At 50.2% G+C, this 14,300-nt stretch carries 9 protein-coding genes; all 9 read left to right on the forward strand.

Annotation, left to right across the window (positions count from 1 at the left end; genetic code table 11):
• The first annotated feature begins 126 nt into the window (after window positions 1–126).
• Window positions 127–1,035 (forward strand): C40 family peptidase, encoded by a 909-nt coding sequence (locus R6242_RS08570; RefSeq protein WP_318426040.1) that lies wholly within the window; start codon window positions 127–129, stop codon window positions 1,033–1,035.
• A gap of 263 nt (window positions 1,036–1,298) precedes the next feature.
• Window positions 1,299–2,402, forward strand: a complete 1,104-nt coding sequence (locus R6242_RS08575) for a hypothetical protein (RefSeq protein WP_318426042.1) — start codon at window positions 1,299–1,301, stop codon at window positions 2,400–2,402.
• 56 nt (window positions 2,403–2,458) lie between these two features.
• Window positions 2,459–3,658, forward strand: coding sequence for a toxic anion resistance protein (locus R6242_RS08580; RefSeq protein WP_318426044.1), 1,200 nt, complete (start codon window positions 2,459–2,461; stop codon window positions 3,656–3,658).
• A gap of 33 nt (window positions 3,659–3,691) precedes the next feature.
• The gene (locus R6242_RS08585; RefSeq protein WP_318426046.1) at window positions 3,692–5,260 is read left to right on the forward strand and encodes a substrate-binding and VWA domain-containing protein; all 1,569 of its coding nucleotides are present in this window, start codon (window positions 3,692–3,694) and stop codon (window positions 5,258–5,260) included.
• Window positions 5,260–5,865: a hypothetical protein gene (locus tag R6242_RS08590; protein WP_318426048.1), complete on the forward strand. Its 606-nt coding sequence runs from the start codon at window positions 5,260–5,262 to the stop codon at window positions 5,863–5,865. Before R6242_RS08585 ends, R6242_RS08590 begins: the two co-directional genes overlap by 1 nt.
• Window positions 5,866–6,165: 300 nt before the next feature.
• On the forward strand, window positions 6,166–7,806 hold the full coding sequence (locus R6242_RS08595) for an acid phosphatase (RefSeq protein WP_318426050.1): 1,641 nt from the start codon (window positions 6,166–6,168) through the stop codon (window positions 7,804–7,806).
• An 865-nt stretch (window positions 7,807–8,671) separates the two neighbouring features.
• Complete coding sequence (locus R6242_RS08600) at window positions 8,672–11,572, forward strand: type VI secretion system Vgr family protein (RefSeq protein ID WP_318426052.1); 2,901 nt, start codon at window positions 8,672–8,674, stop codon at window positions 11,570–11,572.
• Window positions 11,569–13,233, forward strand: coding sequence for a hypothetical protein (locus R6242_RS08605; protein WP_318426054.1), 1,665 nt, complete (start codon window positions 11,569–11,571; stop codon window positions 13,231–13,233). Before R6242_RS08600 ends, R6242_RS08605 begins: the two co-directional genes overlap by 4 nt.
• A 206-nt stretch (window positions 13,234–13,439) precedes the next feature.
• Complete coding sequence (locus R6242_RS08610; protein ID WP_318426056.1) at window positions 13,440–14,279, forward strand: PoNe immunity protein domain-containing protein; 840 nt, start codon at window positions 13,440–13,442, stop codon at window positions 14,277–14,279.
• The last annotated feature ends 21 nt before the right edge of the window (window positions 14,280–14,300 follow it).

Below are 14,300 nucleotides of genomic sequence, written 5' to 3' on the forward strand. Positions count from 1 at the left end.
TTTTTACTGCCCCCATAACCCTAAGTAGGCGTAGCTACTGGCCCCTTAAACCAACGTTGCAAAACGTGATGCATCTTAAGCGCAGCCAACAACACGCCTGCTTCATTTAGAGCCATTGCCCCCCACATGAAATGGATTAGATTAATCAGCGCATTATTCGTGGGCGTTAGTGCATTTGCGGCTCACGCCGATGACACTAGCCTTAATGAGGTCGATCCAGCCGTTGAGCAAATTGCTCCAGCCACGACCATTACCAACACTACACGGCCTCGCAAAGCCAAAGCTGATAACCGCAGCGAAAAACCCGATTACGCCCCCGCCCAAGATATGCTGCTACAGGCCATGAGCCTGATTGGCGTGAAATATAAATGGGGAGGCGCCACCCCAGAGGCGGGCTTGGATTGCAGCGGCTTTGTGCGCTATGTGTTCCAAAACTCGATGAATATCGCCCTGCCACACAATGCCTTAGGCATGGCGCAATCGGGCGCAAGTATTAATAAAGAAGAGCTTAAACCGGGCGATTTAGTTTTCTTTAATACGCTGGGGCGCACTTTTTCGCATGTCGGCATTTATATGGGTGACAACCGCTTTATTCACTCGCCACGTGCGGGTAAAAGCGTTGAAATTACTAATTTAAACCAAAGCTACTGGACTTCACGCTTTACTGGCGCTCGCCGCTACGATGGCGCTGGCGGCACCCCCGTCAATATGGCCACTCTATTGGCCCAAGTACCTAAGCAATCGAGCAGCACCACCAGCAGCGTTCGCGCTAAGCCGGTCTGCAAAACGGTTAAACGTAAGGGTAAAAAACACTTGGTATGTGAAACGCCAAAACTTGAGCGCGAAAGCAGCAGCACACGCTCTAAAACCAGCAAGGGCGGTAAATCGCACGCCAGTAGCAAGACTGTAAGCAAGAAAACCAGCAAGGCTGCCGCAAAAAACAGCAAGTCGAGCAAAGCCAGCAGCAAAGCCACCAAGTACAAAAGCACCAGCAAAACCGTGATTAAGCACACGACTAGCAAAAAACATAAGTAATCTTTATCAAAAACGCACACCGCAGCCCTAAGTTGCGGTGTGCGTTTTTGCGCCTGTACCCCTCCTTCCCTTGCTCCGCCCTGGCTAGTTACACTATCTGTTTGTCATCTATTTGTAACACACCGCCCGCATATTCTTCTCCATACTCTCGCTAAATACCTACAACGATTGAAAGCCAAATCACGTTTTTATTCTCGGCGGCAAATCGCACACCCGTAATTGCTAATCTAGATGCACATTATTTATTTGGTAAAGGAGCAGTCTTGCGCAAGATTATTGGCCCCCTATTGGCTGGCATTCTAGGAATAGCGGTATTACTAGGGCTATTTTTTTCTGCTCACGATAAGCAAAAAACAGATGGCGCAGCAGCGCAGGCTGGCAAGCTAAGCTTGGCCCGTGGCTTGATTGGCTCTGAAAAAGAGCCGTTTTACCGCGACCCACGGGTTATCCAAGCCTTTGCCCGCTTGGGTTTACAAGTAGAAGTGCAAAAAGCCGGCTCGCGCGAGATGGCCGTGCATCCTGATTTAAAAAGCTTTGATTTTGGCCACCCTGCAGGCAGCCCTGCGGCATTACGCCTAAAGCAAGTGATGAAGGCGCAAAAACTCTATACGCCTTTTTTTACCCCGATGGCCGTGGCTTCATGGCAAAAACTGATTCCCATGCTGGAAAGTAACGGCCTTGTGCAGAGCCGAGATGGGGCTTACTACATTATTGATATGAAGCGCTTACTCGAGTTGATTAGCACAGGTAAACGCTGGCGCGAGCTAAAAAACAACACCGCTTACGATAGTGGCCGCTCGATTTTAATTTCCAGCACCGATGTGCGTAAGTCTAACTCTGGGGCCATGTATCTAGCGCTGGCAAGCTACTTACTCAATGATAATAATGTGGTGCAGTCTGATGCAGAAGTGCAAAAAGTTTTGCCCTTAGTCAGCCCGCTATTTCTTAAGCAAGGGTTTCAGGAATCCAGCTCCGCTGGGCCATTTGATGATTACACCAGCATGGGCATCGGCAAAGCGCCGCTGGTGATGGTGTATGAATCACAGTTTTTAGAATTCCAATCCAAGCTACCCCAAGCCAACCCAGACATGCTGCTGCTCTATCCACAACCCACCGCGTTTACCAAACATGTGCTGGTGCCATTTACTGAGGCGGGTAATCGGGTGGGAGAGGCGCTAGAGCACGATGCAGAGCTGCAAAAACTCGCCGCCGAATACGGCTATCGGGGCAGTGCGATTGCACATTTTTCTGAGTTTTTAAAGCAGAAAAAACTCTCCGCACCCACCACCCTTGTTGACGTAATCGATCCGCCTAGCTTTGAAATGCTGGAGCGTATGATTGAAGGCATTGCTCAGCAGCTGAAGTAATTTCAGCCTGGCCAGCTGAAGTAATCCAAAGCCAATACATACAACAGGAATACATAATGAGCGATACCCTGCAGCCCCCAGAAGCCCTCGTACTAACCCCACCGGAAGCCGTAATTGCCGTGCCTGCAGAGCGTGCGCCAGAAATGGCACCGCTCAGCAGCGAGCTAAAAAGCAAAGTTGAAGAACAAGTTAGCCGCTTTGTAAGCGCACTGGTAGCGGAAGATGTCAGCAGCGATAGCTTTAAGCAAAAACTGGATGCCGCGTTTCATCTGGGCAGAGAAGAAATCTCGCAGGCGGCGGGCCTGATGACGGGCCGGTTTATGGATCGCAATCTGGCGGGGGTTGAAGATAGCGCGGCCTTTAAAGCGATTGGCGCATTACGCGGCCAACTGGATGAGCTCAATCCTGGCAAGCAGGGCGATTTATTATCTGAGAACAAAATCCTTGGCCTGATCCCCTTTGGTAACAAGCTCAAAGCTTATTTTCGCAAGTTTCAATCCGCAGGAACGCAGCTCAATACGGCATTACAGCAGGTGCACGCCGCCCGCGACGATATGCTAAAAGACGCCGCCGAGATTGAAACCATCAAGCAAAAGCTGTGGGATGCGATGCAAAAACTAGGTGCCGCGATTCACTTTGCCCGCGAGCTGGATCAACGCCTTGCCGGTGAAGTGGATAGGCTCAAAAGCAGCGATGCCGAGCGCGCCCGTGCGCTGGAACAAGAAGTGCTGTTTTATGCGCGGCAAAATGTCAGCGATATGCAAACGCAAATGGCCGTTACCGTGAACGGCTATATGGCGATGGAAATCTTAAAAAAGACCGGCCGCGAAATGGCCAATGGCTGCAGCCGCGTAGCCACCACGGGGATGTCGGCACTGGCGGTGGCCACCACCGTGGCCCGCGCGACCGGCAATCAAATTGAAGTGATGAATATGCTGCAAGGCGTATCCGGCACCATTGGCGATTTGATCGAGCAAAGCGGCAAGGCACTCAATACCCATGTACAAAAAACCGGTGAATTTGCCAGCTCACCACTGATTGGCATTGAGCGGATTCAATCGATGTTTGATCAATCTTTTGCCGCAATGGATGCGATGGATAAGTTTCGCTCTGAGGCCATCACGGTGATGGGCAAAAACAATGAGCTAATCCGCCAGCAAATTGAGCGCGCCCAAAGCTATGTAGACCGAGCACAGGGTGAAAGCGTGCGCCAATCGCTAAGCAGCAGCACCAGCGATGGGCCGGTGAAGCTTTAACCCATTTGACCGCCCGCTAATACGAGCCCCACTATGCGCAAAACTTTTATCCTGCTGCTTGCCACCTTATTTGTACTGACTGCTTGCGAAAAAACGCCGCAAACAGCAGCCATGACCGACGACGGCACCCTCACCGTTTTAGCGGGCTCTGAGCTAAAAGATATCGAGCCGCTTTTGCCGCAAATTACGGCGGCAACCGGCATTAAGCTCAAATTAAAATACGCGGGTACTTTAGATGCCGTAGAGCAAATCCAATCGGGGGCGGAGTACGATTTTGCTTGGCTGGCCAGCAATAAATACGCGCTGCTCACCCCTGCTGCCAAGGCCAGAATTAAGGCCAGCGAGCGCACTATGATTTCGCCGGTGGTGCTTGGGCTTAAAACCAATAAGGCCAAAGCGCTGGGCTGGGCAGATCCAAACAAAGCGCCAAGCTGGCGTGATATTGCCGACGCGGCCGGCGCTGGCAAGCTGCATTTTGCGATGAGCAGCCCCGCCAGCTCAAACACCGGTTTTGCCGCTATTTTAGGCCTAGCCTCTGCCGTGGCGGGTAAAGGCGATGCACTAGAGCTAAAAGATATTGATTTTAAAACCCTCGCCGCCTTTGCTAAGGCGCAATCCCTGACCGCTGGATCATCGGGCTGGCTGGCCGAAGTATATGAAAAAGAAGCCGCTAATCTAGATGGCATCGTCAATTACGCATCGGTATTGCATGGCATGAATAGCCGCTTAAAAGAGCCGCTGACGCTGATTTACCCTAAAGATGGCGTGATCACTGCTGATTATCCTTTTATGCTGCTTAAAGAATCCAAGCGCGCCGCTTACGACAAACTTGTGGCCTACCTAAAAGGCGCAGAATTTCAGCAGGCCATGAATAAAGCCAGCTATCGCCTGCCGGTGAATTCAACCGTTAAACCCATTATCGCCAGCCAAGATTATTTTGAACTGGCCTTTCCCGCCAAGCTAGAAGTGGTGGATGGCCTGCTTGACGCCTATCTCAACACCCTGCGCCGCCCCGCCGATTCCACCTTTGTGGTGGATGTAAGCGGATCGATGCAAGGCCCGCGGATTGAGCAACTGCGCCAATCGCTAGCGGGATTGGCTGGCGGCGATAGCAGCCTATCTGGCCGCTATGCCAAGCTGCGTGACAGAGAACGCATCGCGCTGCTGCGCTTTTCAGATCATGTAGAAGACCAGCAGCTTTGGTCATTAAGCAGTGACAAAGCCAGCAATGCCAAGCTACTGCAAGCCTTTAGCGATTACGCCAGCCAGCTGCAAACCACCGGTGGCACCGCCATTTATACCGCAGCCAAAGAAGCGTATCAGGCCGCGCTGCTGCGCCAAAGCAAAGATCCAGACCGCGTGTATTCCTTATTATTAATGACCGATGGCATCAATAATGACGGCATAACGCTAGACGAATTCAAGCAATGGTTTAGCACGCTGCAGCCCCAGCAAAAGCATATTCGCATTTTTGCCGTGCTATTTGGCGAGGCCAAAAGCGAGGAGCTAGAAGTGCTCACCCAAGCCACCGGCGGCCGTGTTTTTGATGCCAAAAAAGCTGGCCTACAAGCGGCGTTTAAAGATATTCGGGGCTACCAGTAATGCCAACGCGCTTGATGCTATTTATTTACAGCAATCGCAATATCGCGGGCAGCCTTTGCGCACTCTTGGTGCTGGCGCTGTTTTTTGCTGGGATTATCCACGCGTGGTGGCTGCCGCTCACGATAGGCGCCTATCTATTTGGCTGGCTGATTCTGCCCCCAAGCCGCCCGCCCATTTTAGAACAGCTGCCCCAAATGCCGGTTGATCAGGCCATAGACGCCATCTGTGCCGATTTTGGCCCACGCCTGCCCGCCGAGCCACGCGCCCGGCTTGGCCATATTCAAGCACTGATTCATGAGCTGGCACCGCGCTTTGCCACCCCCGCTTTTCCTGCCACCGCCCGTATTGAGCTAGCCAATACCGTAAGCCGAGATTTGCCCGCCACCATCGGTAATTATCTGGCGCTGCCTGCCAGCTTTGCCAAAATGCACACCCTGCGCGATGGCAAAACCGCCCAAACCCTACTCACCGAGCAACTGGTGCTGCTGCACAATGAGCTAACAGAAATGGCAGCCGATCTATACAGCGAAGACGCCGACAAACTGATCAGCCACGGCGAATACCTAAAACAAAAATTTCAGCCTTATCAGTTTATTGATCACTAATTAAATCATCATCCCCGAATGGTTTTATCGAGGATCCAGCGTAAATGCGGGATCGCCACCCAATCCTATCAACTTAAGGACTTGTAAAATGTGTAGGGTGGGCACGTTTTTTTCCCACGCTGTGTACATCCGCGTGGGCAAGATAAACCACCTTGCCACCCTACATGGTGTGCCCAAGTCAATATTTCATTTGTATTTCAGTACAATTACAATTTTATGAACTTATCCCTTTAAGTACCCCAGTCACTTATGATGAAATAAAGGCACAACCGCCGCACACGGCCTTTTCAGGACAACATCATGAGTAAGAAGTCAAAATCATCCGCACCAAGCGATCCAAACCGCCGCCGCTTACTAGGCGGGTTGGCCGCAATGGGTGCAGGTTTGGCCTTGCCTGCCAGTAGCACAGCCAAACCCATAGCCAGCAAGCCGATCGCTGCGCTCAATAAACCTTTAAAAGAAAAAATTAAAAATGTGGTGGTGATTTATCTAGAAAACCGCAGCTTTAATAATCTGTTTGGCAATTTTCCTGGCGTGGCGCAGCCCCTTGCCAGTGCAAACCCTGAGCCTCAGCTCGATCGCGATGGCAGCGTTTTAAGCAGCCTGCCCAAGATTTGGGGTGGCATGGTGCAACGCGGCCAAACCGTAGCCGGTAAACGTTATTTTATTGAAGAGGCACAAATCAGCGGGCTGCCGAATGCGCCATTTGCGCTTAAAGACACCGAGGGCAAGCCGCTGCCTGAAGCAGTGATTACCCGCGATCTAGCCCACCTGTTTTACCATAATCAGCAACAAATCAATGGCGGAAAGAATAATCAGTTTGTGGCTTGGGGCAATTCTGGCGCGCTGGTGATGGGGCATTACAGCGAAACGGCAAAAAACCTCAATCTATGGCAAATTGCCCGTAAATACACGCTCTGCGATAACTTTTTTATGGCGGCCTTTGGTGGCTCTTACCTCAACCACCAATTTTTAATTTCTGGCCGCACCCCAGAATACTTTGACGCCGCCAATGGCCCCGCCAAAGAAAAAATCGCCGTATTAAGCGATGGCCCACAGGGCTATCAACTGGCAACCAGCGCCAAATCGCCCGCCTCGGCACTCGATGGCCCCGCCAAATATATCAATAGCGGTGCGATTACCCCCGATGGTTACGCCGTAAACACCATGGCCCCTCCCTATCAGCCCAGCTATATTCCGCCAGCTCCCGGCGGCGATCCCCAGCTTGCCGATCCCGCCGACCCAAGCACCTTGCCACCACAAAGCTATCGCACCATTGGCGATTTACTCTCAGATAAAAAAGTGAGCTGGGCTTGGTATGGCGGCGCATGGCAGGCCACCTTAGATGGCAAAGGCGGTGCCGACGCACCTAATTTTCAGTACCACCACCAGCCCTTTAATTACTTCAAGCAATTCGCCCCCGGCACCGCCGCCAGAGCCGAGCATTTGCGCGATGCTGGCCTAGGTGAGAGCCCCTACTCCAATCACTTTATCGCCGCCGCCGTAACCGGCACCCTGCCGCAAGTGGCCTTCTATAAGCCACAGGGCAATCTAAATATGCACGCGGGTTATTCTGATGTGGAATCAGGCGACCAGCACGTGGCCAATGTGCTGCAGCACTTGATGAGTGGCCCGCAGTGGAAAAACATGGTGGTGGTGATTACCTTTGATGAAAACGGCGGCTGGTGGGATCACGTCGCCCCTCCTAAGGGCGATCGCTGGGGCCCAGGTTCCCGTATCCCCGCCATTGTGGTCTCGCCCTTCGCCAAAAAAGGCCATGTGGATCACACCCTTTATGACACCACCTCCATCATTCGCTTTATCAGCCAACTGCATGATTTGCCCGAGCTAGAAGGTATTCAGCTGCGTAACCAAGCCTTTAAAGAGCGTGGCGCAACCCCACCGGGCGATTTAATGGCAGCGCTAGACCCGTCGGCGTAGGCCGCAAAACGCCTCAGCGAGGTGTGAAATGGCGCTAAATCTTGAGCCACAGAGATAATAAGAGCACAAAGTACACAGATAAATACTCCAAACAGAGTTTTGCCTACTCTGTAGGCATCTGTGTTCTCTGTGGTTTAAGATTTAACCCATTCATCTCACGCATTTTATGGCTGAGCACAGATGAAACCTCACCCACTTTTAGTGATTTGCTTTATAGGGCATTGGCTTAACTTGACCTGATTATGTCTCTTGCTCAATGAGCTCTGTGCAGATGGGTTTCTTAAGTGTTGAGCTTGGTTTTTAAATGTGTAGGGCGGGTGAAACCCGCGAGCCATGCTGAAGAAATACACGGGTTTCACCCGCCCTACGATATTTATAATGAAATTGAGCAAGAGACATAATCAGGTAACTTGATACCTATCGGGCGCAGCAAGCAGCGCCCTTACATTTAATTCACAGAGCCACAGCAAAAAGCTTTTTCCTTACTTTTCACCTAAAACACAGCGTATTTACGAGTACGTGCTCTGCAATAAAATTTTCAACATTATGCCAAGCTAGCCCGTCATTCCCGCACAGAGCCTGCCCTCAAATATCTTTAGATTGGGGACGAAAATCCAGTGGTGTTGCTGGATTCCCGCTAAAAACTCTCTGAAATGGCACTTTATTCGTCGATCAAAAATATAAAAAAACTTATGGTTGGCTACATATCGCGACATAACATCCGCATATGCAATTTAAATAAGTTATTTTACTTACGCACTATAACTTACAGCTTGATAAAACACCTAGAAAACAAGTAATCTTATTGTAAATAACCGCCTATTAATGTAGTCTGCACGCTCCCATCCGACCGTAGATTACCCCCATGACACCCAGCGATCTGCTCGCCTCTTTTGCCGCTGCTTTTACCCAAGATCACCGTCTAATCAGCCTGCAGCTGGGTGATGGTGCAGCTTGGGGCGAGCAGCTTTTGCCGCAATCCATCAGCGGCCAAGAGGGGGTGAACCAAGCTTATCGCTACCAAATTGATTGCCTATCGCCAGACGGCTCTTTAGAGCTGAAATCGCTACTGGGATTGCCGGTGGTGATTGCCATTAGCGATGCCGATGGCGGGGTGATTGAGCGCTGCGGGGTGATTAGCCAAGCCAAATTACTGGGCTCGGACGGCGGTTTTGCTAAATATGGATTAACCATTGAGCCGCCATTTGCCCTGCTGCGCTACCGCCGCACTTCACGGGTTTTTCAAGATTTAAGCGTTCCAGACATTATTAAACAGGTGTTAGCCGAACATCAGGCAATGAACCCCGTGTTTGCTGCTGTACAAACGCTGGATTTCAAACTTAGCGGCACCCAGCCACCACGCTCTTATTGCCTGCAATACCGAGAATCAGATTTTGATTTCTTGCTACGGCTTATGCATGAGCAAGGCTTGGCTTGGCGCTTTATTCATTTGCCAGGCGATTCACCGCAGGTGCAGCTGATTGTATTTGACGATGCCTACGCCCTGCCGGAAGCCGCTGACTTGCAAGTGCGCTTTCATCGCGCTGACGCTACCGAAGAATCAGACTCGTTAACCTCATGGCATAGCCAGCGTCAGGTGGGGAGCAGCAGCGTTGCGCTCGCCAGCTTTGATTACAAATCTGTGCAGACCCGCAGCAGCCTAGATGCCAGCGCGGTGGATCAGGGCGAAGGTGGGCAGCAAATTCAAACCGGCTTAGAAGATTACGACCCACAAAGCCATTATTACTCTAGCGATGCCGAAGGCTTAAGCCACTACGCTAAATTGCGTCAGCAAGCTTTAGACGCGCAAAAGAAATCATTTACCGGCTCTGGCACGTTGCGCTCTTTACAAGCTGGGCAGTGGTTCCAGCTAGAAGACCACCCCGCCCACGAGTGGGATACCGCCGAGCAACGCGAATTCGCCATTACCGAGCTTAAATTCACCGCCAATAACAATCTGCCGGTGGATCTGACACAGCAATTGTTGCAGCTGGCACCAGGCCTGCTTGGCGCTGGCGACAAAGACGCTGCCAAGCCCTACCAAGCTGACTTTACCGCCCAAAGACGCGGCCAACCGCTGACGCCTGCCTTTGCTCATGAAACATTCAGCAAACCCCAAAGCCGTGGCGTGCAAACAGCCACCGTAGTCGGCCCCGCTGGCTCAGAAGTCCACACCGACGGGCAAGGCCGCATTAAAGTGCAGTTTCACTGGCAACGCGCCGCCGAGCACCCAGGCTTTGGCGCAAATCTAGACGATAAATCATCCTGCTGGATACGCGTCTCCATGCCATCCGCCGGTGCAGGCTTTGGCCACCAGTTTATCCCGCGCATCGGCCAAGAAGTTTTGGTGGATTTTCTTGAAGGCGATATCGACCGCCCGATTGTGACTGGCCTAGTCTACAACGGCAGCCATCCAACGCCCGCGTTTAGTGGCGCAGGCAGCTTGCCCGCCAATAAAACCCTATCAGGCATCAAGAGTAAAGAATTTGAAGGTGGCCAATACGGCGAGCTGCTGTTTGACGACAGCAAAGGCGAAGTGCGCACTAAATTATCTAGCGAGCACGGTAAAACCCAGCTCAACCTTGGCTATCTGATCCACCCGCGCACCGACGGCAAAGGCGAGCCACGCGGCGAAGGCTTTGAGTTGCGCAGCGATAAACAAGGTGCGATTCGCGCCAGCGGCCTGCTGATTAGCACCGAAGCCAAAGGCGGCGCCAGCGGCAAGCAGCTCGACCGCAGCCCCGCGCAAAGCCAGCTAGAATCCGCCTTAGACACCGCCAAAAACCTCGGCGAATACGCCACCAAACAACTCGCCGATACCATCGAAACTGGCGACGACGATCAAACCGTCAAACCCGACAACAGCGCAGGCGACAAAGCCAGCCACGGCCACCTTTACCATCACGTGCACGCCAGCAAAAGCTTTGAAGCAGGGTCAAACACGGATAAAGACGGTAAGACAAAATCTAAAGAGCAAGCTGGCCAACAAAAAATCATCCTGCTGCACGGCGAGGATGGCGTAGCGATCACCACCCCGCAAAGCCATACCCTAAGCGCAGGCAGCAACCTAGACCACGTCGCCCAAAGAGACACCAACCAAAGCAGCGGCCGCCGCTGGATACACAACGTAGGCCAACACATCAGCCTATTTACCGGTGGGATTAAAGACAAAATCACCATGAAGTTCATCGCCGCCAAAGGCCAGCTGCAAATGCAGGCGCAAAGCGACGATATCGAAGTCACCGGCGATAAAAACGTCAAACTCACCGCAATCAAAGGTAAGGGCCTGTTCAACGCCAAGCAAGAAATCCTACTCACCGCCGGCGGTGCATATATCCGCATCAAAGGCGGCAAGATTGAGCTGCATGCACCGGGGAAGGTGAGCATTAAAGGCGGCAGCCATGATTGGGGTGGGCCGAAGAGTTTGAATATCACGCCACCATTTTTACCCAAGGGCGAGTGGAAAAATGCGCTGGAATTAAACTATCACTACGACGATTTGGAACCCGTAAAAGGTGCGCCGTATAAGCTGACCTTTAGCGATGGCACAATTATCGAAGGTAAGCTGGATAAGCAAGGCCATGCTCAGATTAAGGGGCCACCCCCGCGTCCTTACACCGTTGAATACGGCGAAGATGAACGGCCATGGCAAGCCCCTCCTCTTGAAAAAGATCAGACATACAAACAAAAACAAAGCGAGGCAGAGCGCATTCTTGAACAAGAGCGCCTGCAGCAAAATAAACCACGTTTGGATGAATCAGTATGAGTTTGGGCGACGATATTTCGAAATTTTGTAAAGACCTGATCTTGGGGGATTTTGAACAGCAACCTAGCAATGCCGCGATGGTCATTGGTGGATTGATTTCTTTAATTCCTGTTGTTGATCAGGTGATGGACGTGCGGGATGTATCCGGCATGATTTATCGGATTAACCGCAAAGGCACAAAAAATTGCAGTAAAGATGATTGGGTTGATTTGGCTTTAGCGGCATTTGGCTGCATCCCTGAAGTAGGTAGCCTCTTCAAGACCATCATCAAACCACTTTGGAAAAGTAGAAAAGCATTAAAAGGCGCATTACGTGGGCAAGCTTTCCTTGAAAGCATGTTAGGTAAGGGAAAAGGCGCAGCAATAAAGTTTATGAAAACCTTTAACTGGGCAGGAAATACTCAGTTAGCCATTCAACAAACCATGCTTGCCCTTGATTTATGTGACCAATTACTTGGGCAACTAGCCACACCACATTGGTGGTTACCTGCTGATGTTGAAGGCCTTGCTCACGACTTACGCCCACAACTTAAAAAAATTCGTGGCCCTCTTAAAACGGGCGTGCAAGAAGGCAGCAAAGCGTTACAAGAGTTTGTGACCGAGCTACTTGGTGAAGATGGCTATCGTGTAGCCCAACAACTCGCTGGTGCTGCAGTCGGTAGTACAACAACTGGGCATAAAAAATCTAGTGTAAGCAATAAACATAGTCCCACTCCTACTCAACAAAAGCCGCATAAGCCCGTTGCGGATAAAAACGTACAAGATGCTAAGAAAAAGCCTTCTGGCCACGACAACACAACGCGGGTAACGAAAGCGGTCTGGGCAGAAATTGGGATGCGTTACAAAGCACTGGTAGGTGAGCACATGGCCCATTACTACCATATGGCTAAAGTAAAAGCAGTGTGGGGGCAGCACGGCATACGCAAGGGCCAGTGGTCTAGTGAAATCCGATTAGTCACTGAAACAGGGCATGCTGACTCGCCTGTCGAACTCTTCCCTGAGCACCTGCCACGAGTAAATCAAACCGGAGTGGATGGGATATGGACATTGGGAGGTGGTATTTATCATTTTGTAGAAGCAAAAGCTTACGAGTCTGCTGGTGCGATGTTTGGCCTAGGTGCAAAACTTTCCGCTTCTGGTAAGAATAAATTTTCACCACCTGCTGGGATGGATGAAAGGCAATTAGCATTGTGGTATATGCTTGGGCAGCCCAAAAAAGGTTTGCAGATGTCATGGGAGTGGATTGAGGCAACGGCTAAACAATTAGAAATGACTACAAAACGCAATAAGGTTAATCGCTGGGTTTATCTATTTTTCGCCATTCCTGGTAATAGTAAACCACCAAAAGAATACACCGGACTTAAATTGGGAGCTCAAATTAAACAAGGTCTGGCCCTCGGTATTTTGGAACACATCGAAGTAAGTGCTGAAGTGGGTCTAAGGATGCTGAGTGGTGGAGATGTCTATGAAATGTCTTTACATGATAGACATAAGGCAAAACATGAGTATTCAGATATTTTTACTGCAGCAGAACTTGACTCAGTAAGTGAAATATTTAAAGAGGCAAAGAAATCAGCGCCACTTAAGGAAACCAAAGAAACACCTAAGCCTGAAGATAAAAAATCTTCAGGTGGAAAATCAAGAAGAGGGGGAAATCGCTAATGGATTCATCTGAAGTCACTCAAAAACGTAGGCAACAATTTTTATATCCAGATTTATTTAAAAATAGCAGGGCCTATCAATTATTAAGAATAAATTCAAAAATAAATGAGGCTACAGAATATATATCAGACCCGGAATATGGCTATGGGCATATGCATCACGCAACGTGTCATCAATATATATTTCTTGAATCCTTTTGGCTTTGGATGCTTGATTACACTGCGGGGGTTAGTCTGGACGATTTAGCCCCGCGCCTCTCCGAAATAACTGATTTATTTGAGGAGTGGTTCAATGTTGAAAAAGCTTATAACCAACGTCTAATTAAAAAGTCTCCCGAAAAAAATATTGATCCGAACGCTGCGGCTCCCGATTTTTATAACCAACTAAATTATGAAGATACACTACAGTTTCTTTCTGTTGCCATTATGCTGCGCGACCAATCTAGTGTGCAGCGCATTATTAAAGCACTTAAGTTCTATCGGCAACGTGATGGCTTATTCGAGCAATTAATTTTTGATTTTGTAGATGATGGCTTAGATACATTCGAGTTATTTCATGACGATCCTTACAACCTTTTGCTACAAGTCTATTTTGACCCCGAAGGCACAGAAGGGCTAGGCCTGATACAGCAATATCTTAAAGCTTGGTATCCCGCTCAAGAAGGTGCGCGTTGGTATGACGAGCATCGTAAAATAGTCAATGACAATGCGGCTTACTATGGCTACTGGGCCTTTGAAGCGGGTGCGACTGCCTATTTGTTAGATTTGGACGACAGCCAAATCGAGCATATGGTTTACCCCAAAGACTTAGTCTCCTATGCAAAAAAACTACGTGATGAGGCCCGCTATACAAGTCGTGAAGGCGATGCGGAGAAGCCGACTCAATATCGTGTTATTGCCAAGCAAAGCTGCACTCGTGATGGCTATTGGTACACCCCCGCCAAACAAAATAGCCGTGCATTATTTAAAACCGGAGAATTAATGCCAGATTTTCCTGCGTCTACGTATGGCGCTACGATTTGGTATTGGGATGCAAATCAAGAGTAGCTTAGTGAGCAGAAATTAATC

Source organism: Iodobacter sp. CM08, from assembly GCF_033446605.1.
Lineage (GTDB): Bacteria > Pseudomonadota > Gammaproteobacteria > Burkholderiales > Chitinibacteraceae > Iodobacter.

Coding starts and splice junctions, on each gene's coding strand:
- R6242_RS08605 (WP_318426054.1), top strand. CDS start 11,569: ATGAGTTTGGGCGACGATATTTCGAAATTTTGTAAAGACCTGATCTTG.
- R6242_RS08600 (WP_318426052.1), top strand. CDS start 8,672: ATGACACCCAGCGATCTGCTCGCCTCTTTTGCCGCTGCTTTTACCCAA.
- R6242_RS08590 (WP_318426048.1), top strand. CDS start 5,260: ATGCCAACGCGCTTGATGCTATTTATTTACAGCAATCGCAATATCGCG.
- R6242_RS08570 (WP_318426040.1), top strand. CDS start 127: ATGAAATGGATTAGATTAATCAGCGCATTATTCGTGGGCGTTAGTGCA.
- R6242_RS08610 (WP_318426056.1), top strand. CDS start 13,440: ATGCTTGATTACACTGCGGGGGTTAGTCTGGACGATTTAGCCCCGCGC.
- R6242_RS08595 (WP_318426050.1), top strand. CDS start 6,166: ATGAGTAAGAAGTCAAAATCATCCGCACCAAGCGATCCAAACCGCCGC.
- R6242_RS08585 (WP_318426046.1), top strand. CDS start 3,692: ATGCGCAAAACTTTTATCCTGCTGCTTGCCACCTTATTTGTACTGACT.
- R6242_RS08580 (WP_318426044.1), top strand. CDS start 2,459: ATGAGCGATACCCTGCAGCCCCCAGAAGCCCTCGTACTAACCCCACCG.